Genomic DNA, 24,228 nt, shown 5'->3' with positions numbered 1-24,228 from the left:
GCAGTTCCCCGCGCCCCTGAAGGCATGCGCTTCGCGCGCCTTCCCCTGAGCGAGCGGAGCTCGCTTCAGGGGCGCGGGGAACTGCGCGACCAGCCCCCACCGGGCCGCAGGTGGGCGTGGAAGCGACGATGGGGGCCACCCGGAAGATCCGGGTGGCCCCCATCGTCGTAGGGCGGGAAATGGCTAGCCGAGCGCCTTGCCAGGGAGTTCCACCTTGGCGCCGAGTTCCACGAGCTTCTCCATGAAGTTCTCGTAGCCGCGGTTGATGAGGTCGATGCCGTGCACCCGCGACGTGCCCTGCGCGGCCAGCGCCGCGATCAGGTACGAGAAGCCGCCGCGCAGGTCGGGGATGACCAGGTCGGCGCCCTCCAGCTTGGTGGGGCCGGAGACGACGGCGGAGTGCAGGAAGTTGCGCTGGCCGAAGCGGCAGTCGGAGCCGCCCAGGCACTCGCGGTAGAGCTGGATGTGTGCGCCCATCTGGTTGAGCGCGGAGGTGAAGCCGAGCCGCGACTCGTAGACCGTCTCGTGGACGATGGACAGGCCCGTGGCCTGCGTGAGCGCCACGACGAGCGGCTGCTGCCAGTCGGTCTGGAAGCCGGGGTGGACGTCCGTCTCCAGGGCGATCGACTTGAGCTGGCCGCCGGGGTGCCAGAAGCGGATGCCCTCGTCGTCGATCTCGAAGGCGCCGCCGACCTTGCGGTACGTGTTGAGGAACGTCATCATCGAGCGCTGCTGGGCGCCGCGGACGTAGATGTTGCCCTCGGTGGCCAGCGCGGCGGACGCCCAGGAGGCGGCCTCCAGGCGGTCGGAGAGCGCGCGGTGCGTGTAGCCGCCGAGCGTGTCGACACCGGTGATGCGGATGGTGCGGTCGGTGTCCATCGCGATGATCGCGCCCATTTTCTGCAGAACGCAGATCAGGTCCTCGATCTCCGGCTCCACCGCCGCGTTCGACAGCTCCGTGACGCCCTCGGCGAGGACGGCCGTGAGCAGGACCTGCTCGGTGGCGCCCACGGAGGGGTAGGGCAGGCGGATCTTGGTGCCGCGCAGCCGCTGCGGGGCCTCCAGGTACTGGCCGTCGGCGCGCTTCTCGATGGTGGCGCCGAACTGGCGCAGCACCTCGAAGTGGAAGTCGATCGGCCGGCCGCCGATGTCACAGCCGCCCAGGCCCGGGATGAACGCGTGGCCGAGACGGTGCAGCAGCGGTCCGCAGAGCAGGATCGGGATGCGCGAGGAGCCCGCGTGCGCGTCGATGTCCGCGACGTTCGCCGACTCCACGTGCGAGGGGTCCATGACCAGCTCGCCCGGCTCCTCACCGGGGCGGACCGTCACACCGTGCAGCTGCAGCAGCCCGCGTACGACACGCACGTCGCGGATGTCGGGGACATTGCGCAGCCGGCTCGGAGCGCTGCCGAGCAGCGCCGCGACCATGGCCTTGGGCACGAGGTTCTTCGCGCCGCGGACACGGATCTCGCCCTCCAGCGGGGTTCCGCCGTGGACAAGCAGTACGTCGTCAATGCCGGTGACGGTCATGAATCTCGCGTTCCGATGAGGTGGGCAGGGGACCAAGGGACAAGGGTAAGGGCCGCCTCCCCCTGTTCCGTAAGCCCGCGGTCGGCCTGAAGCGTCATGACTTCGCTACAACACGAACCGTTCCGAATCGGACACAAGGGGTGACGATACTGTCTGGTGCGCCCCTTCCGCTTCCATGCGCGCCGACCTGCATACATACGGGAGTTGCGCGCGGCTCCCCGTTGGGCGCGAAGATGCGGGATCATGTCTGCCATGACCGAGGTGTCCTCGCTCACAGGGCGGTTGCTCGTGGCCACACCCGCCCTCGCGGACCCGAATTTCGACCGGGCGGTCGTGCTGCTTCTCGACCACGACGAGAAGGGCTCGCTCGGCGTCGTCCTGAACCGGCCGACGCCGGTGGACGTCGGCGACATCCTGGAGGGCTGGGGCGAGCTGGCCGGTGAGCCGGGCGTCGTCTTCCAGGGCGGTCCGGTGTCCCTCGACTCGGCGCTCGGCGTCGCGGTGATCCCCGGCGGCGCGTCGGCCGACGGCCCCCTCGGCTGGCGCCGGGTGCACGGCGCGATCGGCCTCGTCGACCTGGAGGCGCCGCCGGAGCTGCTGGCCGCGGCCCTCGGCTCGCTGCGGATCTTCGCCGGGTACTCGGGCTGGGGCCCGGGTCAGTTGCGCGACGAGCTGGCCGAGGGTGCCTGGTACGTCGTCGAGTCGGAGCCGGGGGACGTCTCCGCGACCCGCCCGGAGGGGCTGTGGCGGGCGGTGCTGCGGCGCCAGCGCGGCGAGCTGGCGATGGTGGCGACCTATCCGGACGATCCTTCGCTCAACTAAGCGCCCCGACGACTCTTCGCCCTCGGGGCGCGCTTAAGTACCCTTGGCGGTTATGAGCACTCTTGAGCCCGAGCGCGGGACAGGTACGGGGACCCTCGTAGAGCCGACGCCGCAGACGTCGCACGGTGACGGCGATCACGAGCGCTTCGCCCACTATGTCCAGAAGGACAAGATCATGGCGAGCGCCCTGGACGGTACGCCTGTCGTGGCGCTCTGCGGCAAGGTGTGGGTGCCGGGCCGGGACCCGAAGAAGTACCCCGTGTGTCCCATGTGCAAGGAGATCTACGAGTCCATGGGTGCGGGCGGCGACAAGGACAAGGGCAAGGACGGCGGCAAGAAGTAGCCCCTCCCTCCCCTCTGTCGGACGAGGCCCCCGGTGCGCTGACGCGCGCCGGGGGCCTCTGTGTTGTCCGTAAACCATTGCGCTCAATGGTCCAGTCCTTCTAGCCTCCGTCGTGTTGTGCACAGCGAAACAACCATTGCGTATGTTGCAACGACTTCGGAGGCGTTTCCGATGAAGCCCCTTGCCCGAACAGCCCTTCCGCTGACCGCCCTTGTGCTCGCCGCCACCGCCGCGTGCGCCCCCGGCACGTCCGGCGGCAGCGACTCCGCGAAGGACGACAAGAGCGGCACGCTGCGCGTCTGGCTCTTCCAGGAGGTCAACAACGGCCCCAAGAAGAAGGTCATGGACACCGCCGTCGCCGCCTTCGAGAAGGCGCACGACGGCGCGAAGGTGAAGATCGAGTACATACCCGTCGAGACCCGCGCCGAGAAGATCAAGGCCGCGTTCAACGACCCCAAGAGCGCCCCCGACGTCATCGAGTACGGCAACACCGACACCGCCGGATACGTGAAGGACGGTGGACTCGCGGACGTGACCGAGGAGTTCGGCGCCTGGGACGAGGCCGCCGACACCGACCCGACCGCCAAGGAGTCGGTGACCGTCGACGGCAAGATCTACGGCGCCCCCTACTTCGTCGGCGTACGGGCCCTCTACTACCGGACCGACGTCTTCAAGGACCTCGGCATCGACGTTCCCAAGACGCAGGCCGAACTCGCCGCCACCGCCAAGGAGATCCACAAGGCGAAGCCGGAGCTGTACGGGCTCGCGGTCGGCGGCGCCTACACCTACGGCGCGATGCCGTTCATCTGGGCCAACGGCGGCGAACTCGCCGAGAAGAAGGGCGACTCGTACACCTCGGCGATCGACAGCCCGGCCGCGCAGAAGGGCATCAAGGCCTACACCTCGCTCTTCGGCGACGCCAACTGTCCCGCCGCCAAGTGCGCCGCGATGGGCGGCAACGACACCGTCACCGCCTTCGCCTCCGGCAAGGCCGCCATGGCCATCGGCGGCGACTTCAGCCACCAGGCCATGGAGGACGGCACGGTGAAGGGCAAGTACGCCGTCGTCCCGCTGCCCGGAGTGAAGCAGGGCGACATCGCGCCCGCCTTCGCCGGCGGCAACAACATCGGCGTCCTGAAGAGCACCTCGCACCGCACGCTCGCCGTCGACCTGATGAAGCAGCTCGCGGGCAAGGACGCCCAGCGCGACCTGTTCTCCGGCATGGGATTCCTGCCGACCTACACCGACGTGCGCCAGGACGTCGCCGAGGAGGAGCCGTTCGTCGCGCCCTTCGTGAAGACTCTCGGCGCCGGGGCGAAGTTCGTGCCCGCCTCGCCCGGCTGGGCGCAGATCGACGCCTCCCAGGTCCTGCCCACCATGTTCCAGGAGGTCGTCAGCGGCCGTAAGGACGTCAAGGCGGCCTCCGGGGACGCCGCGAAGAAGATGGACGCCGCGTTCGGGGCCGCCGGGTGAGCTCCGTGCACGCGCGGGGCGGGAGATGGGCGCCCTGGCTCTATCTCGCCCCCGCGCTCGTCCTGCTGGGCGGCCTGCTCGTCTACCCGATCTACCAGCTCGGCCTGATCTCGTTCCTGGAGTACACCCAGGCCCAGGTCAGCGGCGGCGCCCCGACCACCTTCCGGGGCCTCGGCAACTACCAGGAGCTGTTCTCCGACAGCCAGTTCTGGCAGGTACTGCTCGCCACCGTGCTGTTCGCGGGGGCCTGCGTCGTCTCCACGCTCCTGGTGGGCTGCGCGCTGGCCGTGCTGCTCACCCGGGTGCGGGCCGTGCCCCGGCTCGCCCTGATGCTGGCCGCGCTCGGCGCCTGGGCCACCCCCGCGATCACCGGCTCCACCGTCTGGATGTTCCTCTTCGACGCGGACTTCGGCCCGGTGAACAAGGTCCTCGGGCTCGGCGACTTCTCCTGGACGTACGGCCGCTACAGCGCCTTCGCGCTCGTCCTGCTCGAAGTGGTCTGGTGCTCCTTCCCGTTCGTGATGGTCACCGTCTACGCGGGCATCCGCGCCATCCCGGGGGAGGTGCTGGAGGCGGCCTCCCTCGACGGGGCCTCGCAGTGGCGCACCTGGCGCTCCGTCACCGCCCCGATGCTGCGGCCGATCCTCGTCGTCGTCACCATCCAGTCGGTCATCTGGGACTTCAAGGTCTTCACCCAGATCTACGTGATGACGGGCGGCGGCGGCATCGCCGGACAGAACCTCGTCCTCAACGTGTACGCGTACCAGAAGGCGTTCGCCGGCAGCGAGTACAGCCTCGGCTCGGCCATCGGGGTCGTGATGCTCGTGATCCTGCTCGTGGTCACGCTCGTCTATCTGCGGCTGATGCGCAGAGAGGGCAGGGAACTGTGAGAATCCAACGGCCCTGGCGGCTCGCCGCCGAGGCGTCCGCGCTGCTGATCGCGCTCGTCGTCGCCTTTCCCCTCTATTGGATGGTGCTCAGCGCCCTCAAACCGGCCGGGGAGATCGAATCGACCGAGCCGCGCCCCTGGACCCTCGATCCGTCGCTCGACTCCTTCCGCCGCGTCTTCCAACAGCAGGAATTCGGCCGTTACTTCGTCAACAGCCTCATCGTGGCGGGCACGGTCGTGGTGGTCTCCGCGCTCGTCGCGTTTCTCGCGGCGACGGCCGTGACGCGCTTTCGATTCCGGTTCCGTACGACGCTGCTCATCATGTTCCTCGTCGCGCAGATGGTGCCGGTCGAGGCCCTGACCATTCCGCTGTTCTTCCTCATGCGGGACTTCGGGCAGCTCAACACGCTCGGCTCGCTGATCCTGCCGCATCTCGCGTTCTCGCTGCCGTTCGCGATCTGGATGCTGCGCGGATTCGTGAAAGCGGTGCCCGAGGCGCTGGAGGAGGCCGCCTACCTGGACGGCGCCAGCCGTTCCCGGTTCCTGTGGCAGATCCTCTTTCCGCTGGTCTTCCCGGGCCTCGTGGCGACGAGTGTCTTCTCCTTCATCTCCACCTGGAACGACTTCCTGTTCGCGAAGTCGTTCATCATCAGCGACACCTCCCAGTCGACGCTTCCGATGGCCCTGCTCGTCTTCTTCAAACCGGACGAGAACGACTGGGGCGGAATCATGGCAGCGTCGACCGTGATGACCATTCCGGTACTGGTCTTCTTCGTACTCGTACAGCGGCGCCTGGTGTCCGGGCTCGGCGGCGCGGTTAAGGACTGAGCTTCATGGATCTGATTCCGGCCCCACGATCCGCCGCCTTCTACGGCGACCAGTTCCTCGCCGTCGGCGAGGACACCGGGATCGCCGCCGGGGCGGGCACCGAGGACACCGCCCGCTGGCTGCGCGCCACGGTCGGCGCCGCGACGGGCCTCACGCTGCCGCCCCGGGAAGAGGGCGACGATCTCGTCCGGCTGACCGTCGACGACACGCTGCCGACGGAGGGCTACCGGCTCGCCGTCACCCCGCGCGGCGTCGACCTGCGGGGCGGTTCGCCCGCCGGGGTGTTCTGGGGCGCGCAGACCCTGCGCCAGCTCCTCGGCCCGGACGCCTTCCGGCGCGCGCCGCTGCCCGGCCGCGCCTGGCGGCTGCCGCTGGCCGACATCGAGGACGAACCCCGCTTCGGCTGGCGCGGCACGATGCTCGACGTCGCCCGGCACTTCATGCCGAAGGACGGCGTGCTGCGCTTCATCGACCTCCTTGCCGCGCACAAGCTGAACGTCTTCCACTTCCACCTCAGCGACGACCAGGGCTGGCGCGTCGAGATCAAGCGCCACCCGAAGCTCACCGAGGACGGCTCCTGGCGCACCCGGACCAAGTACGGCCACCGCGCCTCGGAGCTGTGGGAGGACAAGCCGCACGGCGGCTTCTACACCCAGGACGACATCCGCGAGATCGTCGCGTACGCCCACGCCCGGCACATCGCCGTCGTCCCCGAGATCGACATCCCGGGCCACTCGCAGGCCGCCATCCACGCCTACCCGGAACTCGGCAACGCCGACGTCGTCGACACGGCGGCCCTGCCCGTCTGGGACACCTGGGGCGTCAACCCGAACGTCCTCGCCCCGACCGAGACCGTCCTGCGCTTCTACGAGGGCGTCTTCGAGGAGCTCCTGGAGCTGTTCCCGTCCACCTTCGTCCACGTCGGCGGGGACGAGTGCCCCAAGGACCAGTGGAAGGCGTCGCCCGCCGCGCAGGCCCGGATCGCGGAACTCGGGCTGAAGGACGAGGACGAGCTCCAGTCCTGGTTCATCCGGCACTTCGACACCTGGCTGAGCGAGCGCGGGCGCCGGCTCGTCGGCTGGGACGAGATCCTGGAGGGCGGGCTCGCGCCCGGGGCGACCGTCTCCTCGTGGCGCGGCTACGAGGGCGGGATCACCGCCGCGCGCGCGGGCCACGACGTCGTCATGTGCCCGCTCCAGCAGGTCTATCTGGACTACCGGCAGTCCGACGGCGCCGACGAACCCGTCCCCATCGGGTACGTCCGCACCCTGGAGGACGTCTACCGCTTCGAGCCGGTTCCGCCGCAGCTCACCGAGGACGAGGCACGCCACGTCCTGGGCACCCAGGCCAACCTCTGGACCGAGGTGATGGAGGACGGCCGGCGCGTCGACTACCAGGCGTTCCCACGGCTGACCGCCTTCAGCGAGGTGGCCTGGAGCGAGCTGCCGGAGCCGGACGCGCGCGACTACGCGGACTTCGAGCGCCGGATGACCGCCCACTACCGGCGACTTGACGCCCTCGGCGTCGACTACCGGCGGCCGGGCGGCCCGTTGCCCTGGCAGCGGCGCCCCGGGGTGCTCGGGCGGCCGCTGGAGGGCCCGCCCCCGGCCGTCTGAGCGGACCCCTTCGTGGTGGGCCCGCCGGGTCCGCCACGACGGGTCCGCCACGTCACCCCATACATCACCGAAGAGGGCCAATTCGCGCGCACGGGCGATGCCCTGCCATTTCGGTCATCTCCCAGGTGGAAGGGGCGAATGCCTCCTACCGGACCCCCTCTCCGGGCTCCGGGGAAGATGTGCCAGAGTTGCCACGTCCGGCCTGTCAGCACGTACCGTACGGCGGAACAGGCGTAACGGCGGGAACGGCGGTCGCACGCGGACCACGCGGGGACCGGCGCACCGCCGGGCGCGCGGCCGGACATCGGGAAGGGGCAGCCGGTTTGACCACGCACGCACCGCAGGCGACACAGGCCGCGGTACTTCCGGGTTCGCTGGACGAGGCGGTCGCGGCGCTCGCCGCGACGCCCGCAGCCGTGCCCGTGGCCGGCGGCACCGACCTCATGGCCCAGGTCAACGCGGGTCAACTCCGTCCCGCCGCGCTGGTCGGCCTCGGCCGGATCAGCGAGATCCGCGGCTGGCAGTACCAGGACGGACACGCGCTGCTCGGCGCCGGTCTGACCCACGCCCGCATGGGCCGCCCCGACTTCGCCGCGCTCATCCCCGCCCTCGCCGCGTCCGCCCGCGCCGCGGGCCCGCCCCAGATCCGCAACGCGGGCACGCTCGGCGGGAACATCGCCTCGGCCGCCCCGACCAACGACACGCTGCCCGTACTGGCCGCGCTGGAAGCCACGTTGATCATCGCGGGGCCCGGCGGCGCGCGCCGCGAGGTCCCCGTCTCGCACCTGCTCGCGGGCATGGAGATGCTGCGGCCCGGCGAGCTGATCGGCTTCGTGCGGGTGCCGCTGCTGCACGCGCCGCAGGTGTTCCTGAAGGCGACCGGCCGGACCGGCCCCGGGCGGGCGACGGCCTCCGTCGCGCTCGTCCTCGACCCGGCCCGGCGCGGGGTGCGCTGCGCGGTCGGCGCGATCGCGCCGATGCCGCTGCGCCCGCTGGAGGCCGAGCAGTGGGTGGCCTCGCTCATCGACTGGGACGGCGAGCGCGGCGCGCTCGTGCCGGAGGCGGTCCAGGCGTTCGGCGAGTACGTCGCCGCGGCCTGCATCCCCGACCCGGCTCCGGCCCCGGACGGCACGCAGGAGACGCTGCCGCCCGCCGTGCTGCACCTGCGGCGCACCGTCGCCGCGCTGGCCCGACGTGCACTGGGGAGGGCGCTGTCGTGACGAACGAATACCCCCGGCAGGACCGGCACGACGAGGGTGACGGCTGGCAGCCGCTGCCGCAGGGCGAGTACGACTCCGACGCCACGGCCTTCGTCCAACTGCCCCCCGACGGCTTCCCGGATGCGCCGCTGGCCGCGCCCGGACACGGGTACGTCCCGCCGCAGATAACGGTGAGCCCGGCCACCGGCGCCGCCGCCACCGACCCGGCGGCGACCGGGGTGTGGGTGCTGCCGCCGGAGCTGACGGGCGCCGCCCCGCAGCCCGCCGAGGGTGCGCCGAGCGCCGACGTCAGCTGGCCCGAGGCGAACCAGGACCCGTACGGCGGCGGCGCCGTCGAGGCCGCGCAGGGGCAGACCGGCCAGTGGTCGATCCCCGTCGCGGGCGGTGAACTCCCGGACGAGTCGGGGGAGTTCACGGCGTCCGCGCTGGCCGCCCAGTGGGGCGACCGGATGCCGCCCGCGACCCTGCCGGGCGGCGCGCCCGCGCCGTGGGCGACGCAGGACTGGATGCGGGAGCCCGCCCCGGAGCAGGCCCCCGAGCCCGCCCCCGAACCGCAGCCCGAGGCCGACCCGGTGCCCGACCCGGTGCCCGAGCCCGTCCAGCAGGCCGAGCCGCAGGCGCCGGAGCCGGAGGTGTCCGCGCAGGCCTGGGCCCAGGAGGCGCCGGCCGCCGAGGAGCCGGAGCCCGAGCCCGAGCAGGCCGTCGTCGACGAGCTGCCCGCGGCCGACGCGGCCGAGCCCGTCGCCGAGGAGCCGCAGCCCGAGCCCGAGCAGGCGGCCGAGCCCGAGCCTGAGCCCGAACCGGTGGCCGTCCCCGAGCAGACCGCCACCGCCACCCCCCTCCACGACGACCACCCCCTCGCCAGCTACGTCCTGCGGGTCAACGGCGCGGACCGCCCCGTCACGGACGCCTGGATCGGCGAGTCGCTCCTGTACGTGCTGCGCGAGCGCCTCGGCCTCGCGGGCGCCAAGGACGGCTGCTCGCAGGGCGAGTGCGGCGCGTGCAACGTCCAGGTGGACGGGCGGCTCGTGGCCTCCTGCCTGGTCCCGGCGGCGACCGCGGCGGGCAGCGACGTCCGCACCGTCGAGGGCCTGGCCGAGGACGGGCAGCCCTCCGACGTGCAGCGCGCGCTGGCCGCGTGCGGCGCCGTCCAGTGCGGCTTCTGCGTCCCCGGCATGGCGATGACGGTGCACGACCTGCTGGAGGGCAATCCGGACCCCACCGATCTGGAGACCCGCAAGGCGCTCTGCGGCAACCTGTGCCGCTGCTCCGGCTACCGCGGTGTACTCGACGCGGTGCGCGAGGTGGCGGCCGAGCGCAGGGCGACCGCCCGCGCGGCGGCCGCCGAGCAGAGCGAGCAGGACGGCCAGGACGACGAGGAGCCCCGCATCCCGCGGCAGGCGGGACCGGCCAGTGGTGACCTGTTCCAGGACGGAGGCCAGCCGTGACGAACGAGACGACCGAGGCCCCCGCGGGGCTGTCCCCCGAGGCGGAGGGGATCCCGCACGGCCTGGGCACCACCCTGCCCTCGGCGGAGGCCGGAGCGAAGGCGGAGGGCACCTTCCCGTACGCCGCCGACCTGTGGGCCGAAGGGCTCCTCTGGGCGGCGGTCCTGCGTTCGCCGCACGCGCACGCGCGCATTGTCTCCATCGACACCGCCCACGCGCGCGAGATGCCCGGCGTGCGCGCGGTCGTCACGCACGAGGACGTGCCCGGCGGCCCGCCGTCCGGCCACCGCACGGCGGACCGTCCGGTGTTCGCCTCCGACGTCGTCCGCCACCACGGCGAGGCGCTCGCGGCGGTGGCGGCCGACCATCCGGACACGGCCCGGATGGCCGCCGCGGCGATCATCGTCGAGTACGAGATCCTCGAACCGGTGACGGACCCGGAGCAGTCCTTCGGCGCCGAGCCCCTGCACCCCGACGGCAATCTGGTCCGGCACATCCCGCTCGCCCACGGCGACGCCGAGGCGCAGGGCGAGATCGTCGTCGAGGGCCTGTACCGCATCGGCCGCCAGGACCCGGCGCCCATCGGCGCCGAGGCGGGGCTCGCCGTGCCGCGCCCCGACGGCGGTGTCGAGCTGTACATCGCGTCGAACGACCCGCACGGCGACCGCGACGCGGCGGCGGCCCGCTACGGCCTGGAGCCGGAGCGCGTGAAGGTCGTCGTCACCGGTGTGCCCGGCGCGACCGGCGACCGCGAGGACCCGAGCTTCCATCTGCCGCTGGGCCTGCTGGCCCTGCACACGGGCTGCCCGGTCAAGCTGACGGCGACCCGCGAGGAGTCCTTCCTCGGCCACCCGCACCGCCACCCGACGCTCCTGAGATACCGTCACCACGCCGACGCCGAGGGCAGGTTGGTGAAGGTGGAGGCGCAGATCCTGCTGGACGCGGGCGCCTACGCGGACACCTCGTCGGACGCGCTCGCCGCGGCCGTCGCCTTCGCCTGCGGCCCCTACGTCGTCCCGCACGCCTCCATCGAGGGCTGGGCGGTGCGCACCAACAACCCGCCGTCCGGGCACGTGCGCGGCGAGGGCGCGATGCAGGTCTGCGCCGCCTACGAGGCCCAGATGGACAAGCTGGCCAAGAAGACCGGCATCGACCCGGCCGAGCTGCGCATGCGCAACGTCCTCGCGACCGGTGACGTGCTGCCCACCGGCCAGACGGTGACCTGCCCGGCGCCGGTCGCCGAACTCCTCGACGCCGTACGGGAGTTCCCGCTGCCTCCCCTCCCCAAGGACACCCCGGAGGAGGACTGGCTGCTGCCCGGCGGCCCGGAGGGCGCGGGCGAGCCCGGCGCGGTGCGGCGCGGTGTCGGCTACGGCATCGGCATGGTCCACATGCTCGGCGCCGAGGGCGCCGACGAGGTCTCCACGGCCACGGTCAAGGTCCACGACGGCGTCGCCACGGTCATCTGCGCGGCCGTCGAGACGGGCCAGGGCTTCTCGACGCTGGCCCGCCAGATCGTCCAGGACACCCTCGGCATCGACGAGGTCCATGTCGCCCCCGTCGACACCGACCAGCCGCCGGCCGGGCCCGGCTGCCGCGGCCGCCACACGTGGGTCTCCGGCGGCGCGGTCGAGCGCGCGGCGAAGATGGTCCGCACCCAGCTCCTCCAGCCCCTCGCCCACAAGTTCGGCATGTCCACGGAGCTGCTCCAGATCGCCGACGGCAAGATCACCTCGTACGACGGTGTGCTGTCGACCACGGTCGAGGAGGCCATGGACGGCAAGGAGCTGTGGGCGACGGCCCAGTGCCGCCCGCACCCGACGGAGCCGCTGGACGCGCAGGGCCAGGGCGACGCCTTCGTCGGCCTCGCCTTCTGCGCGATCCGCGCGGTCGTGGACGTCGACATCGAGATCGGCTCGGTCCGGGTCGTCGAGCTCGCGGTGGCCCAGGACGTCGGCCGCATCCTGAACCCCGGGCAGCTGAGGGCCCGCATCGAGGCGGGCGTCACCCAGGGCGTGGGCGCCGCCCTCACCGAGAACCTGCGCACCCCCAAGGGTCTCGTGCGCCGCCCCGACCTGACGGGCTACGCGCTGCCCACGTCGCTGGACGCCCCGGACATCCGCATCGTCAAGCTGGTGGAGGAGCGCGACGTGGTGGCCCCCTTCGGCGCGAAGGCGGCCAGCGCGGCGCCGGTCGTCGCGTCCCCGGCGGCGGTGGCCTCGGCGGTCCGCGCGGCGACGGGCCGCCCGGTCAACCGCCTCCCGATCCGCCCCCAGGCGGCGGTGGCGAGCCCGGACCCGGCGCCGGTTCCCGAGCCCCAGTCGTGACGCCGCCCGACCCCGACCCGCAGCAGCCCCGGGCCTACGAGCCCGCCCCGTCCCCGGGGAAGCTGCTGCTCTTCGTGCTCGCGTTCGTCGTCTTCGCGGTCATCGTCGTCGGCGGAGGCGTGATCCTCGTAGCGGGCTGAGAACAGAGAACCCCGGCACCTTGTCAGGTGCCGGGGTTCTTCTTTCAGAGGCCGTAACCGGAATCGAACCGGTGTGCTTCGCTTTGCAGGCGAATCCCTAAGCCACTCGGGCATACGGCCAAGCTGGTGCTGCTGCCTTGCTGATGTCCTCGACCGTAGGGCGTGCCCACGCCCGCCTCAAGGGTTCCGCGCGCCCCGCAACGGGACTGCCACACGCCGTTCATGAATGGACGGACGTAGGACCAAGGGACCAGGACGAGCCCGACTCCGGACAGGGGTCATGGTCGGTTTCGCCCCTTACGCTGATCGGCATGACCGCCCTCGACGACGCCGGGCTCGCCGCCCCGGCCACCCCGGCCCCCGCTCCCGACGGAGGCGTCCTCGGGCGCGGGTACCGCGCGCTGAGCATCGGCATCGTCACGGTCATCGTGCTCATCGCCTTCGAGGCGACCGCCGTCGGCACCGCGATGCCGGTCGCCGCGCGGGACCTCGACGGGGTCGCGCTGTACGCCTTCGCGTTCTCCGCGTACTTCACCACCAGCCTCTTCGGCATGGTCGTCGCGGGCCAGTGGGCCGACCGGCGCGGGCCGCTCGGGCCCGTCGGCGCCGGGATCGGGGCGTTCGCGGCCGGTCTGCTGCTGGCCGGGACCGCCACGAACATGTGGACGTTCATCGCGGGCCGCGCCGTGCAGGGCCTCGGCGGCGGGCTCGTCATCGTCGCGCTGTACGTCGTCGTCAGCCGGGCCTACCCGGCGCGGCTGCGCCCCGCGATCCTGGCGGCGTTCGCGGCGGCCTGGGTCGTGCCGTCGATCGTGGGCCCGCTGGCGGCCGGAGCCGTCACCCAGCACCTCGGCTGGCGGTGGGTCTTCCTCGGCATCCCGGTGCTCGTTCTGCTGCCGCTCGGGCTCGCGCTGCCGCAGATCCGGCGGCAGGCGGGCGGACCGCCCGAGGGCGGGGCGCCGGAGCCGTTCGAGCGCCGCCGGATCCGGCTCGCGCTCGGCATCTCGGCGGGCGCGGGGCTGCTCCAGTACGCGGCCCAGGACCTGGCGTGGATCGCCCTGCTGCCCGGCGCGGCCGGCGCCGCGCTCCTCGCACCGTCCGTGCTCGGCCTGCTGCCGCGCGGCACCTACCGGGCCGTGCGCGGACTGCCCTCCGTGGTGCTGCTGCGCGGGATCGCGGCGGGCTCGTTCATCGCGGCCGAGTCGTTCGTGCCGCTGATGCTCGTCACCCAGCGGGGCGTGTCGCCGACGATGGCCGGGTTCTCGCTCGCCGCCGGCGGCGCCACCTGGGCGATCGGCTCCTGGGCGCAGTCCAGGCCCCGCATGGAGCCCTACCGCGAGCGCCTCGCGGCCGTCGGCATGGTGCTGGTCGCCGCCGCCATCGCCACCGTGCCGCTCGTCCTGATCGACGCCGTCCCGGTGTGGCTGGTGGCCGTGGCCTGGGCGTACGGCTGCCTGGGCATGGGCATCGTGACGTCGGCCACCAGCGTGCTGCTGCTCCAGCTGTCCGCCCCCGAGGAGGCGGGCACGAACTCCGCCGCCCTCCAGATCTCCGACGGCCTCTCCAACACGCTGCTGCTCGCGGCGGGCGGCGCCGCCTTCGCGGCGCTCGGCGGGGGAGCGGTCGGCCACGGGGTGGCCCAGGGCGCGGGCGGCGCGCACCCGGCCGCGTTCGTCGCCGTGTTCCTGCCGATGGCGGCCATCGCGCTGATCGGCGTAGGAGTGGCGACCCGGCTGCGCGCGCCCGCGACCAGGGAGGACGCGCCGGTGACCACGGGCTGACTACCGGTGAAATGCGGGGAGTTGATCTGTGACTCACGTCCCAACCGGCGCCCGCCCGGCCTCGTGAGGCGGAAACGTCAACCTCGCCACCGGTAGGGTGGACCGGTTGTCATACGCCCCCGATCTGCCGAGCCGGAGACCGTGACCACCGCCAACGACGCCAGCACCGCACCGACCGCCGCCCCGACCCCGTCCAGCCACCTCTCGCCCGCCTTCCCCGGCCGCGCCCCCTGGGGCACGGCCAACAAGCTGCGTGCCTGGCAGCAGGGGGCGATGGAGCGGTACCTCCAGGAGCAGCCCCGCGACTTCCTCGCGGTCGCGACCCCGGGCGCCGGCAAGACCACCTTCGCGCTCACCCTCGCCTCCTGGCTGCTGCACCACCACGTCGTGCAGCAGGTGACCGTGGTCGCGCCGACCGAGCACCTGAAGAAGCAGTGGGCGGAGGCGGCCGCGCGCGTCGGCATCAAGCTGGACCCGGAGTACAGCGCGGGCCCGCTCAGCAAGGAGTACGACGGCGTCGCCATCACGTACGCGGGTGTGGGCGTGCGCCCGATGCTGCACCGCAACCGCAGCGAGCAGCGCAAGACGCTCGTCATCCTCGACGAGATCCACCACGCCGGTGACTCCAAGTCCTGGGGCGAGGCGTGCCTGGAGGCCTTCGAGCCCGCCACCCGCCGCCTGGCGCTGACCGGTACGCCGTTCCGGTCGGACACCAACCCGATCCCCTTCGTCCAGTACGAGGAGGGCAACGACGGCATCCGCCGGTCCTCGGCCGACTACACCTACGGCTACGGCAGCGCGCTCGCCGACGGCGTCGTCCGGCCGGTGATATTCCTCAGCTACAGCGGCCAGATGCGCTGGCGCACCAAGGCGGGCGACGAGATCGCCGCCCGGCTCGGCGAGCCGATGACCAAGGACGCCGTCAGCCAGGCCTGGCGCACGGCGCTCGACCCGCGCGGTGAGTGGATGCCGAGCGTGCTGCGCGCCGCCGACGCCCGCCTCACCGAGGTCAGGAAAGGCATCCCGGACGCGGGCGCCCTCGTCATCGCCTCCGACCAGGAGCAGGCCCGCGCCTACGCCAAGCTGATCCGCGAGATCACCGGCAGCAAGGCGACCCTGGTGCTGTCCGACGACACCGGCGCCTCGAAGCGGATCGACGACTTCAGCGCGAGCGAGGACCGCTGGATGGTCGCCGTCCGCATGGTGTCCGAAGGCGTCGACGTCCCGCGCCTCGCGGTCGGGGTCTACGCCACGACCATCTCCACCCCGCTCTTCTTCGCGCAGGCCGTCGGCCGTTTCGTGCGTTCCCGCAGGCGCGGCGAGACGGCGTCCGTCTTCCTGCCGACCGTCCCCGACCTCCTCGGCCATGCCAACGAGATGGAGGTCGAGCGCGACCACGTGCTCGACAAGCCGAAGAAGGAGGGGGAGGAGGACCCCTACGCCGAGTCCGAGAAGGAGATGGACGAGGCGAACAAGCAGGAGGACGAGGACACCGGGGAGCAGGAGCAGTTCTCCTTCGAGGCCCTGGAGTCCGAGGCCGTCTTCGACCGCGTCCTCTACGACGGCGCCGAGTTCGGCATGCAGGCCCACCCGGGCAGCGAGGAGGAGCAGGACTACCTCGGCATCCCCGGCCTGCTCGAACCCGACCAGGTGCAGCTGCTCCTCCAGAAGCGGCAGGCCCGGCAGATCGCGCACAGCAAGAAGAAGCCCGACACCGAGGCCGACCTCCTGGAGCTGCCCGCCGAGCGGCGGCCCGTCGTCTCCCACAAGGAGATGATGGAACTGCGCAAGAAGCTCAACACGATGGTCGGCGCGTACGTGCATCAGAGCGGCAAGCCGCACGGCGTCATCCACACCGAGCTGCGCCGGGTCTGCGGCGGCCCGCCGAGCGCCGAGGCCACCGCGGGGCAGCTGCGCCAGCGCATCACCAAGGTCCAGGAGTGGGCGACCCGCATGCAGTGAACCGGGATGCGGTGAACCCGGGCGGCAAGTGCGGGCAATCGGTCACAAGTCCGGCTCGCGGCTGCCCGGATTCTGGACGGAGTCTTCCGCTCAGCGGGACGACCTCGCTACATTCCGGGCAACGCACACGCCCCGTGGCAGCGCCGCCGCGGAGCGCAGCCGGTATGCACGGAATGTGGAACGTACGCAGAAGTGGTCGCATGCAGCCGTATGCAGCCCAGCGCCTGATATCCGACCGGCGGCCTCTGACGCGCGTCGCCACGGGACCGGCGGCGCGACCGCCGGTCAGGGACCGCCGACCCTCACCACTAAGGAGTGGGCGTCGTGACCGCGGAGACCTCCCAGACGCTCGACCGGGGACTGCGCGTCCTCAAACTGCTCGCCGACACCGACCACGGGCTGACCGTGACCGAGCTCTCGAACAAGCTCGGCGTCAACCGCACGGTCGTCTACCGCCTGCTCGCCACGCTCGAGCAGCACGCTCTCGTCCGCCGTGACCTGGGTGGCCGCGCCCGGGTCGGGCTCGGGGTGCTGCGCCTGGGCCGGCAGGTCCATCCGCTGGTGCGCGAGGCCGCGCTGCCGGCGCTGCGCTCGCTGGCCGAGGACATCGGGGCGACGGCTCATCTGACGCTGGTCGACGGCACGGAGGCCCTCGCGGTCGCCGTCGTCGAGCCGACCTGGACCGACTATCACGTGGCGTACCGGACCGGGTTCCGGCATCCGCTGGACCGGGGGGCCGCCGGGCGCGCCATTCTCGGGGCCCGGCAGGGTGTGCTGCCCGAGACCGGGTACACCCTCACCCACGGCGAACTGGAGGCCGGGGCCAGCGGTGCGGCTGCGCCGCTTCTCGGGGTGAGCGGGGTGGAAGGCAGCGTCGGCGTCGTCATGCTGGCCGACGCCGTCCCCGAACGCGTCGGGCCCCGCGTCCTGGACGCCGCCCGAGAGGTCTCGGACGCCTTGCGCTGACGCGCGGCGCGGGATGCGTCTGCCCGATGCGGCTTCGTCGTCGTCCGCGGGCCGGTGGCCGCTTCTCGCGCAGTTCCCCGCGCCCCTGAGGCATGCGCTTCGCGCAGCCTCCCCTTACAGAGGCTGCGGCTCCGCCGCGCCTCTGTTGATGAGATGGCGCACGAAGTGCGCATCTCAGGGGCGCGGGGAACTGCGCGACCAGCCACGACGGTGGCGCGCGTGACGAACGATCCAGGGGCGCGGGGAACTGCGCGAGAAGCCCCACCGGCCCGCAGCCGGAGAACCGCGGCGAAAGTGCGATCGCCGGTCGCGTTAGATTGGGGACGTGCTCAATCGCCTCAGTCGTCCCAAGGCCCTCGCCCTCTGCGCGCTCCCGGTGATCGCGCTGCTCGCGATCACCGGCCTGGCCCCGCTGCCGTTCTCGGTGGCCCAGCCGGGCCCCACGACGAACGTGCTGGGCACGTCGGACGGCAAGCCCGTCATCCGGATCACCGGCGCCGAAACCCGCGACACCAGCGGCCAGCTGCGCGCGGTGACGATCCTGGCGACGGGACCCGACGCCTCGATCCACGTCTCGGACGTGATCGACAGCTGGTTCCGGGACGACCGCGCGGTCATGCCGCGGGACGCCGTCTACCCGGCGGGCGACTCGACCAAGGAGATCGAGAAGCACAACCAGCAGGAGATGAAGGGCTCCCAGGACGACGCCACCGAGGCCGCGCTCGCCTATCTCGGCGACCGCGGCGAGGACGTGAAGGTCAGCCTCCAGCTCGGCGACGTCGGCGGCCCCAGCGCGGGCCTGCTGTTCTCGCTCGGCATCGTCGACATGCTCGACGGCGACGGCAGCGGCGGCGATCTGACGGGCGGGAAGTCCATCGCGGGCACCGGCACCATCGACGCGAACGGCAAGGTCGGCGCCGTCGGCGGCGTCTCGATGAAGGTGCAGGCCGCCGACCGGGACGGCGCCACCGTCTTCCTCGTACCGAAGGCGGAGTGCGCGGACGCGAAGGCGTCGGCGCCGAAGTCGATGCGGCTGGTCCCGGTGACCACGCTCAAGGGCGCGGTCACCGCGCTGACGGACCTGGAGAAGAAGACCGGCTCCGTGCCCGCCTGCTAGGACCCGCGGGCCTCAGCCGTCGCCCTCCTTCACGAAGCCCTCCTTCACCATCCAGTCGAGGGCCACCTGGTGCGGGTCCTCGCCGTCCACGTCGACCTTGGCGTTGAGGTCCTGCGCGACGTCGTTGGTCAGCTTCTTCGAGATCGGGTCGAGGACCTCGGCCATCTTCGGATACTTGTCGAACGACTTCGTGTTGATCTCCGGAGCCGCGTTGTAGTTCGGGAAGAAGTGCTTGTCGTCCTCCATGACCTGGAGGTTCATCGACCGGATGCGGCCGTCGGTGGTGTACACCTCGCCGAAGGTGCAACTGCCCTTCTTCACCTGCGTGTAGATGATGCCGCTGTCCATCTGCGTGATGTTCGACGCGGGGATCTTCATCCCGTACGTCTTCTCCATGCCCCGCAGACCGTCGGCCCGGTTGGCGAACTCGCTCTCCACGCACACCGTGACGGCCTTCGGGTCCGACTTCGCGAGCGCGGCGACCTCGGAGAGGGTCTTCGTGCCGTACTTCTTGAAGTTGGCCGCGTTCATGGCGAGCGCGTAGGTGTTGTTCAGCGGGGCGGGCGGCAGCCACGTGATGCCGTTCTTGGCGTCCGCCTCCTTGACCGCCTGCCACTGCTTCTGCGAGTCGGCGATCGGGTCGGAGTTGCCGAGGTACGTGATCCAGGCGGTGCCCGTGTACTCGTACATGGCGTCCGCGTCACCGGACTTGATGGCCTCGCGGGCGCCGACCGAGCCCTGGATGCCGGTGCGGTCGATGACGTCGGCGCCGGCCGCCTGGAAGGCGATGCCCATGATGGCGCCGAGGACGAGCTGTTCGGTGAACTCCTTGGACGTGACGACGAGGTTCGCGCCCTTCAGCGGCTCGCCCTTGCCGACGGAGCCGGGGGAGACGTCGTCGACCATCGGGCTGCCGCTGGTCAGCCCGCACCCGGCGAGCAGGGCGAGCCCGGCGGCCGCCGCCACGGTCACGCGTACGCGGTGCTTCATGTTCGCGCCTCCAGTCCGCGCGGGCTGAGCAGCACCTCGGCCAGCGACGCCAGCCAGTCCACCAGCAGGGCGAGCGCGATCGTCAGGATGGAGCCGAGCAGCAGGATCGGCATGCGCTGATTGGTGATGCCGGCCTGGATGAGGGTGCCGAGGCCCCCGCCGCCGCCGAACACCGCGAGGGTGGCCGTGCCGACGTTGAGGACGAGCGCGGTGCGCACACCGGCCAGGATCAGCGGCACCGCCAGCGGCAGTTCCACCCTGGCCAGCACCATCGCGGGCGACATGCCGATGCCGCGCGCCGCCTCCATGAGGGTCGGGTCGTTGGCCTTCAGACCCGCGATCGTGTTGGAGAGGACCGGCAGGATCGCGTAGATGATGATGCCGATCAGCGCGGACCGCTGGCCGGTGCCGAGCCAGATCACCAGCAGCGCCAGCAGGCCGATCGCCGGGGTGGCCTGCCCCATGTTGGCCAGCGCGAGCGCGAACGGGGTCGCCTTGCGGAACATCCTGCGGGTCAGCAGGATCCCCAGCGGGATCGCGATGATCAGCACGAAGAACGTGGAGATGACGGTCAGCTCGATGTGCTGCTTGAGGTCCTTCCAGACCTGGCCGTCGGAGAGCGCGTTCTTCGAGATGGTGTCGAGGTCGGCGTTGCGGAACCACAGCCAGGTGATCAGCAGGACCACCGCGATCAGCGCGGGCAGGAACGTCAGCTTCTGCCAGGTGAGCCGGCGCGGTTCCTTCGACGCGGGCGGCGTCGCCTCCCGCTCGGCGGCGTCCTCGCCGTCGTCGCGGAACGCGAGGCCCATCACCTCGTGCTCGCCGTCGGGCCTGGCCCCCTTCGGGGGCGCGCCCTTGCGGTGCTTGCCGGGCTGTTGACTGGACGGGCCGCTCACGCCTGCGCCTCCCCGTCCGGGGGCGTCACGCCCTCCTGTTCCGCCTGCGTCTGCTGGGCGCGGGTCTCCTCCAGCTCGTGCTGGCTCTCGATCGCCTCCAGACGGTCGGCCTCCAGGAGTTCGTGCACGGAGTTCATGAGCGTCTCCATGTCGACGACGCCCTCGTACTCGCCGCGCCGTCCGGTGACCGCGACCCGGCCCGCGTTGTCGGTGAGGACCGCCTCCAGCGCGTCGCGCAGCGTCGCGTCGTAGGTCACCGTGTCGTGGACGAGGGTGCCCGCGCGGGCCAGCGAGCCCTTGGCGCGCATCAGGTCGCCGCGCCGCAGCCACTTGTAGGGGCGGCCGCGCCGGTCGAGCAGCAGCAGTTCGTTGGTGCCGGCCGCGCGCAGCTTGTTGAAGATGTCCTGGAGCGGGTCGTCGACGCTCACCGTCGGATAGTCGGTGACCTCCACGTCGCGCACGCGGCTGAGGTTGAGCCGCTTCAGCGCGGCGCCCGCGCCCACGAACCCGGAGACGAAGTCGTCGGCCGGATTGGTGAGGATCGCCTCCGGGGTGTCGAACTGGGCGATGTGCGAGTGCTCGCGCAGCACCGCGATCCGGTCGCCGAGCTTGATCGCCTCGTCGAAGTCGTGGGTGACGAACACGATCGTCTTGTGCAGCTCGTGCTGGAGCCGGATCAGCTCGTCCTGGAGGTGGTCGCGGGTGATCGGGTCGACGGCGCCGAACGGCTCGTCCATCAGCAGCACCGGCGGGTCGGCGGCGAGCGCCCGGGCCACGCCGACGCGCTGCTGCTGGCCGCCGGAGAGCTGGCGCGGGTAGCGGCCGTGGAACTCGCCCGGGTCGAGCCCGACGAGGTCGAGCATCTCCTCCACCCGCGAGCCGACCTTCGACTTGGACCAGCCGACCATCTTCGGTACGAGGGCGATGTTCTGGGCGACGGTCATGTGCGGGAAGAGCCCGGAGGACTGGATCGCGTAGCCGACCTTGCGGCGCAGCTTCACCGGGTCCATGTCGGTGACGTCCTCGCCGCCGATCCGGATCCGGCCGCTCGTCGGCTCGATCAGCCGGTTGATCATCTTCAGGGTGGTGGACTTACCGCACCCCGAGGGGCCGACGAAGATGATGAGTTCGCCCGCCTTGATCTCCATGTTGACGCTGTCGACGGCCGGGTTCGGATTGCCCGGGTAGATCTTGGAGAGGTTCTCCAGCTCGATGCTGGCACCGGAGGCCTTCGGCACCGCCGACAGCTCGGTGGCGGTCGCGGCCGGCTGGTTCTCAGACACGGATCCCCCTCGGGATGGTCAGCCGCCCGATCAGGACGTACACGGCGTCGAAGAGCAGGGCGAGGATGATGATGCCGAGGGTCCCGGCGAGTACCTGGTTCAGAGCGTTCTTGCTGCCCAGTGAGGCGATGCCGCGGAAGATCTCGTTGCCGAGGCCCGGCCCGGAGGCGTAGGCGGCGATCGCGGCGATGCCCATCAGCATCTGCGTGGAGACCCGGATGCCGGTCAGGATCGGCGGCCAGGCCAGCGGCAGCTCCACCCGCACCAGACGGGCCAGCCGGGACATCCCGATGCCCTTGGCCGCGTCGATCAGCTGCGGGTCCACGCCGCGCAGGCCCACGATCGCGTTGCGCACGATCGGCAGCAGTCCGTACAGGGTCAGCGCGATGACGGTCGGCGCCACACCGATGCCGACGACCGGGATCAGCAGACCGAGCAGGGCCAGCGAGGGGATGGTCAGGATGGTGGACGTCGCAGAGGTGGCGAGGTTGCCCGCCCAGTCGCTGCGGTACGTGAACACGCCGATCAGCGCGCCGATCACGGTCGCCAGCAGCATGCACTGGAAGACCTCGCTGGCGTGCTGGTACGCGTCGAACAGCAGCTGCTGGTGATGGCTGCCGAGGTAGTCCCAGAAGTTCATCGCGCCTCGCGCCGGGCGCTGTTCGTACAGCCGCCGGGAATCTCCCGGCGGCCCCACGTCAGGAGTCGCCCGACGCCTGCTCCACCAGCGGGATGACGCGCAGCGGAACGGGGTTCTCCATGACGATCGCGGTGGAAGCCCGGACGATGCCATCAAAACCGACAACCAGGTCGATCACCCGCTGGAGATCCGCGTTGGAGCGGGCCACGAGCCGGCACAGCATGTCCCCGCTGCCGGTCGTCGTGTGCAGCTCCAGAACCTCCGGAACGCCCCCCAAGTGCGCCCTGACATCGGCCCCTTGCCCCTGCCGGATCTCCAGCGTGGCGAACGCGGTGACGGGGTAGCCGAGCGCCGCCGGGTCCACCTGCGGACCGAATCCGCGGATGACTCCGTTCGAGGTAAGCCGGTCGAGCCGGGCCTGCACGGTGCCGCGCGCCACCCCGAGCCGACGGGACATCTCGAGCACCCCGATCCGCGGCTCGCGCGCCAGCAGCACAATGATCCGGCCGTCCAGCTGATCGATCGCCATGCCCGCCTCCGCAGTGGTCACCCTGTACACAGAGCCAGCAGATACCGGCCCCTCACTGGTCAGATTGTCCAGCGAATACGCAAACTATTGCGCACCTTGTGGAACGGCGGGAGCCTCCAGACATGACTGAGACAGCAGCCCACACTCCCAGCACCGCGCGCGAGGCCGACCCCTTCCCGGTGAAGGGGATGGACGCGGTCGTCTTCGCCGTCGGCAATGCCAAGCAGGCCGCGCACTACTACTCCACCGCCTTCGGCATGAAGCTGGTCGCCTACTCCGGACCGGAGAACGGCAGCCGCGAGACGGCGTCCTACGTCCTGACCAACGGCTCCGCCCGCTTCGTCTTCACCTCCGTCATCAAGGCCACCACCGACTGGGGCCACTTCCTGGAGGAGCACGTCGCGGCCCACGGCGACGGCGTCGTCGACCTCGCCATCGAGGTGCCGGACGCCCGCGCCGCGTACGCCTACGCGACTCTGCACGGCGCCCGCGGCGTCGTCGAGCCGCACGAGGTGAAGGACGAGCACGGCACCGTCGTCCTCGCCGCCATCGCCACGTACGGCAAGACCCGGCACACCCTGGTCGAGCGCTCCGGCTACGACGGCCCGTACCTGCCCGGCTTCGCCGCCGCCGACCCGATCGTCGAGCCGCCCGCCAAGCGCACCTTCCAGGCCGTCGACCACTGCGTCGGCAACGTCGAACTCGGCCGGATGAACGAGTGGGTGGCCTTCTACAACAAGGTCATGGGCTTCACGAACATGAAGGAGTTCGTGGGCGACGACATCGCGACCGAGTACTCGGCGCTGATGTCCAAGGTGGTCGCCGACGGCACGCTCAAGGTCAAGTTCCCGATCAACGAGCCCGCCATCGCCAAGAAGAAGTCCCAGATCGACGAGTACCTGGAGTTCTACGGCGGCGCGGGCGTCCAGCACATCGCGCTCGCCACGAACGACATCGTCGCCTCGGTCCGTGCCATGCGCGCCGCGGGTGTTCAGTTCCTCGACACCCCCGACTCGTACTACGACACCCTCGGCGAGTGGGCGGGCGAGACCCGCGTCCCCGTCGAGACGCTGCGCGAGCTGAAGATCCTCGTCGACCGCGACGAGGACGGCTACCTGCTCCAGATCTTCACCAAGCCGGTCCAGGACAAGCCGACCGTCTTCTTCGAGATGATCGAACGCCACGGCTCGATGGGCTTCGGCAAGGGCAACTTCAAGGCCCTCTTCGAGGCGATCGAGCGCGAACAGGAGAAGCGCGGCAACCTGTAATCGCAGGGTTCTTCGTCTGCGGGTGCGTGGGGGCTGGTCGCGCAGTTCCGCCTGCGGCATCCAGGGGAAGGCTGCGCGCAGCGCATGCCTTCAGGGGCGCGGGGAACTGCGCGACCAGCCACGGCGAGAGCCCCCCCCGCCCCGGCCGCGCACCCACAAC

The 24,228-nt window shown here is 71.5% G+C and carries 21 protein-coding genes and 1 tRNA gene; 15 read left to right on the top strand and 7 right to left on the bottom strand.

The genetic code is table 11. From position 1 onward, the window contains the following. Window positions 1-183: 183 nt before the first annotated feature. Window positions 184-1,530: a UDP-N-acetylglucosamine 1-carboxyvinyltransferase gene (murA, locus tag ABZ930_RS39225; protein WP_351453778.1), complete on the bottom strand. Its 1,347-nt coding sequence runs from the start codon at window positions 1,528-1,530 to the stop codon at window positions 184-186. Between the two features lie 252 nt (window positions 1,531-1,782). Here murA and ABZ930_RS39220 point away from each other — a divergent pair, with 252 nt between their 5' ends. The 10 genes from ABZ930_RS39220 to ABZ930_RS39175 all read left to right on the top strand — a co-directional run bounded on the left by ABZ930_RS39220 (window position 1,783) and on the right by ABZ930_RS39175 (window position 12,636). Beyond that, window positions 1,783-2,352: a YqgE/AlgH family protein gene (locus ABZ930_RS39220; RefSeq protein WP_361559600.1), complete on the top strand. Its 570-nt coding sequence runs from the start codon at window positions 1,783-1,785 to the stop codon at window positions 2,350-2,352. A gap of 52 nt (window positions 2,353-2,404) precedes the next feature. Beyond that, on the top strand, window positions 2,405-2,695 hold the full coding sequence (locus tag ABZ930_RS39215) for a DUF3039 domain-containing protein (RefSeq protein ID WP_161301273.1): 291 nt from the start codon (window positions 2,405-2,407) through the stop codon (window positions 2,693-2,695). A gap of 171 nt (window positions 2,696-2,866) precedes the next feature. After that, window positions 2,867-4,168 carry an extracellular solute-binding protein gene (locus ABZ930_RS39210; RefSeq protein WP_361559596.1) on the top strand — a complete coding sequence of 434 codons (1,302 nt, stop codon included), beginning with the start codon at window positions 2,867-2,869 and terminating at the stop codon, window positions 4,166-4,168. Then, complete coding sequence (locus tag ABZ930_RS39205) at window positions 4,165-5,058, top strand: sugar ABC transporter permease (RefSeq protein WP_361559593.1); 894 nt, start codon at window positions 4,165-4,167, stop codon at window positions 5,056-5,058. Before ABZ930_RS39210 ends, ABZ930_RS39205 begins: the two co-directional genes overlap by 4 nt. Then, window positions 5,055-5,885 carry a carbohydrate ABC transporter permease gene (locus ABZ930_RS39200; protein ID WP_351453791.1) on the top strand — a complete coding sequence of 277 codons (831 nt, stop codon included), beginning with the start codon at window positions 5,055-5,057 and terminating at the stop codon, window positions 5,883-5,885. The genes ABZ930_RS39205 and ABZ930_RS39200 overlap by 4 nt, the downstream gene beginning before the upstream one ends. Window positions 5,886-5,890: 5 nt before the next feature. After that, a complete protein-coding gene (locus ABZ930_RS39195; protein ID WP_361559590.1) occupies window positions 5,891-7,501 on the top strand; it encodes a beta-N-acetylhexosaminidase in 1,611 nt (536 codons plus the stop codon). 323 nt (window positions 7,502-7,824) lie between these two features. After that, window positions 7,825-8,721 carry an FAD binding domain-containing protein gene (locus ABZ930_RS39190; protein WP_361559587.1) on the top strand — a complete coding sequence of 299 codons (897 nt, stop codon included), beginning with the start codon at window positions 7,825-7,827 and terminating at the stop codon, window positions 8,719-8,721. Beyond that, on the top strand, window positions 8,718-10,169 hold the full coding sequence (locus tag ABZ930_RS39185; protein WP_361559584.1) for a 2Fe-2S iron-sulfur cluster-binding protein: 1,452 nt from the start codon (window positions 8,718-8,720) through the stop codon (window positions 10,167-10,169). The genes ABZ930_RS39190 and ABZ930_RS39185 overlap by 4 nt, the downstream gene beginning before the upstream one ends. Next, window positions 10,166-12,496, top strand: coding sequence for a molybdopterin cofactor-binding domain-containing protein (locus ABZ930_RS39180; RefSeq protein ID WP_361559581.1), 2,331 nt, complete (start codon window positions 10,166-10,168; stop codon window positions 12,494-12,496). The genes ABZ930_RS39185 and ABZ930_RS39180 overlap by 4 nt, the downstream gene beginning before the upstream one ends. After that, window positions 12,493-12,636: a hypothetical protein gene (locus tag ABZ930_RS39175; protein WP_361559578.1), complete on the top strand. Its 144-nt coding sequence runs from the start codon at window positions 12,493-12,495 to the stop codon at window positions 12,634-12,636. Before ABZ930_RS39180 ends, ABZ930_RS39175 begins: the two co-directional genes overlap by 4 nt. A 48-nt stretch (window positions 12,637-12,684) precedes the next feature. Here ABZ930_RS39175 and ABZ930_RS39170 read toward each other — a convergent pair. Next, window positions 12,685-12,756: transfer RNA gene (locus ABZ930_RS39170), tRNA-Cys, on the bottom strand. A gap of 191 nt (window positions 12,757-12,947) precedes the next feature. Between ABZ930_RS39170 and ABZ930_RS39165 the strand changes: the two genes are divergently transcribed. From ABZ930_RS39165 to ABZ930_RS39150, 4 genes are all read left to right on the top strand, one after another. Beyond that, entirely contained in the window at window positions 12,948-14,417 is a 1,470-nt protein-coding gene (locus ABZ930_RS39165) for an MFS transporter (protein ID WP_361559575.1), read from the top strand. Window positions 14,418-14,558: 141 nt separating this feature from the next. After that, window positions 14,559-16,379, top strand: coding sequence for a DEAD/DEAH box helicase (locus ABZ930_RS39160; RefSeq protein WP_361559572.1), 1,821 nt, complete (start codon window positions 14,559-14,561; stop codon window positions 16,377-16,379). 324 nt (window positions 16,380-16,703) lie between these two features. Next, window positions 16,704-17,345 carry a helix-turn-helix domain-containing protein gene (locus tag ABZ930_RS39155; RefSeq protein WP_111663604.1) on the top strand — a complete coding sequence of 214 codons (642 nt, stop codon included), beginning with the start codon at window positions 16,704-16,706 and terminating at the stop codon, window positions 17,343-17,345. Window positions 17,346-17,670: 325 nt separating this feature from the next. Next, the gene (locus ABZ930_RS39150) at window positions 17,671-18,462 is read left to right on the top strand and encodes a S16 family serine protease (RefSeq protein ID WP_361559569.1); all 792 of its coding nucleotides are present in this window, start codon (window positions 17,671-17,673) and stop codon (window positions 18,460-18,462) included. A 12-nt stretch (window positions 18,463-18,474) separates the two neighbouring features. On the opposite strand, the gene ABZ930_RS39145 is transcribed toward ABZ930_RS39150, so the two are convergent. The 5 genes from ABZ930_RS39145 to ABZ930_RS39125 all read right to left on the bottom strand — a co-directional run bounded on the left by ABZ930_RS39145 (window position 18,475) and on the right by ABZ930_RS39125 (window position 22,800). After that, on the bottom strand, window positions 18,475-19,452 hold the full coding sequence (locus ABZ930_RS39145) for a glycine betaine ABC transporter substrate-binding protein (RefSeq protein WP_361559566.1): 978 nt from the start codon (window positions 19,450-19,452) through the stop codon (window positions 18,475-18,477). Next, window positions 19,449-20,261 (bottom strand): ABC transporter permease, encoded by an 813-nt coding sequence (locus ABZ930_RS39140; RefSeq protein WP_361559603.1) that lies wholly within the window; start codon window positions 20,259-20,261, stop codon window positions 19,449-19,451. Before ABZ930_RS39140 ends, ABZ930_RS39145 begins: the two co-directional genes overlap by 4 nt. 83 nt (window positions 20,262-20,344) lie before the next feature. Next, window positions 20,345-21,631: a betaine/proline/choline family ABC transporter ATP-binding protein gene (locus ABZ930_RS39135; protein ID WP_361559563.1), complete on the bottom strand. Its 1,287-nt coding sequence runs from the start codon at window positions 21,629-21,631 to the stop codon at window positions 20,345-20,347. Continuing rightward, on the bottom strand, window positions 21,624-22,271 hold the full coding sequence (locus ABZ930_RS39130) for an ABC transporter permease (RefSeq protein WP_361559560.1): 648 nt from the start codon (window positions 22,269-22,271) through the stop codon (window positions 21,624-21,626). The genes ABZ930_RS39135 and ABZ930_RS39130 overlap by 8 nt, the downstream gene beginning before the upstream one ends. Before the next feature lie 58 nt (window positions 22,272-22,329). Further along, window positions 22,330-22,800 (bottom strand): Lrp/AsnC family transcriptional regulator, encoded by a 471-nt coding sequence (locus tag ABZ930_RS39125; RefSeq protein ID WP_361559557.1) that lies wholly within the window; start codon window positions 22,798-22,800, stop codon window positions 22,330-22,332. Window positions 22,801-22,922: 122 nt separating this feature from the next. On the opposite strand from ABZ930_RS39125, the gene hppD reads away from it, so the two are divergent. After that, window positions 22,923-24,068 (top strand): 4-hydroxyphenylpyruvate dioxygenase, encoded by a 1,146-nt coding sequence (hppD, locus tag ABZ930_RS39120; RefSeq protein WP_361559554.1) that lies wholly within the window; start codon window positions 22,923-22,925, stop codon window positions 24,066-24,068. The last annotated feature ends 160 nt before the right edge of the window (window positions 24,069-24,228 follow it).

Source organism: Streptomyces sp. NPDC046716 (assembly GCF_040645755.1).
Classification (GTDB): Bacteria; Actinomycetota; Actinomycetes; order Streptomycetales; family Streptomycetaceae; genus Streptomyces.
The sequence above is the reverse complement of the archived record's forward strand: the minus strand, read 5'-3'. Positions and strand labels throughout refer to the sequence as shown.

Coding starts and splice junctions, on each gene's coding strand:
- ABZ930_RS39195 (WP_361559590.1), top strand. CDS start 5,891: ATGGATCTGATTCCGGCCCCACGATCCGCCGCCTTCTACGGCGACCAG.
- ABZ930_RS39125 (WP_361559557.1), bottom strand. CDS start 22,800: ATGGCGATCGATCAGCTGGACGGCCGGATCATTGTGCTGCTGGCGCGC.
- ABZ930_RS39210 (WP_361559596.1), top strand. CDS start 2,867: ATGAAGCCCCTTGCCCGAACAGCCCTTCCGCTGACCGCCCTTGTGCTC.
- ABZ930_RS39220 (WP_361559600.1), top strand. CDS start 1,783: ATGACCGAGGTGTCCTCGCTCACAGGGCGGTTGCTCGTGGCCACACCC.
- ABZ930_RS39145 (WP_361559566.1), bottom strand. CDS start 19,452: ATGAAGCACCGCGTACGCGTGACCGTGGCGGCGGCCGCCGGGCTCGCC.
- ABZ930_RS39215 (WP_161301273.1), top strand. CDS start 2,405: ATGAGCACTCTTGAGCCCGAGCGCGGGACAGGTACGGGGACCCTCGTA.
- ABZ930_RS39130 (WP_361559560.1), bottom strand. CDS start 22,271: ATGAACTTCTGGGACTACCTCGGCAGCCATCACCAGCAGCTGCTGTTC.
- hppD (WP_361559554.1), top strand. CDS start 22,923: ATGACTGAGACAGCAGCCCACACTCCCAGCACCGCGCGCGAGGCCGAC.
- ABZ930_RS39165 (WP_361559575.1), top strand. CDS start 12,948: ATGACCGCCCTCGACGACGCCGGGCTCGCCGCCCCGGCCACCCCGGCC.
- murA (WP_351453778.1), bottom strand. CDS start 1,530: ATGACCGTCACCGGCATTGACGACGTACTGCTTGTCCACGGCGGAACC.
- ABZ930_RS39140 (WP_361559603.1), bottom strand. CDS start 20,261: ATGGGCCTCGCGTTCCGCGACGACGGCGAGGACGCCGCCGAGCGGGAG.